This is a genomic window from Staphylococcus pasteuri, from assembly GCF_030547725.1.
Lineage (GTDB): Bacteria > Bacillota > Bacilli > Staphylococcales > Staphylococcaceae > Staphylococcus > Staphylococcus pasteuri.
Genome location: NZ_JAUOQO010001020.1, coordinates 1 through 234 on the forward strand (window position 1 = coordinate 1; position 234 = coordinate 234).

The window sequence follows — 234 nt, forward strand, 5'->3', positions numbered from 1 at the left end:
CCACTGTGGCGCTCGGAACGTGATGCAGCTCGACCCTCGTGCACGGTCGACGCAATGACCGAGCCGTGGCCGCGGCATACATGGCGAGCTGCAACGACGAACGCGCTTCATCTTCGGTGCACGTCCGACGCGAGGTCTTGTAGTCCACAACCACCAACTCTTCGTTGCCCTCATCGTCGAGGCGCCGATCGATGCGGTCGACGCGGCCCCGCACCGAGAGAACTGCCGTGGTGG

General features: G+C 65.0%; 1 protein-coding gene. It reads right to left on the reverse strand.

Features of this window, described 5'->3' with window-relative positions; translation table 11 throughout:
- The coding region (locus tag Q4528_RS16255) for a PD-(D/E)XK nuclease family protein (protein WP_303522814.1) at positions 1 to 234 on the reverse strand (234 nt) is incomplete at both ends.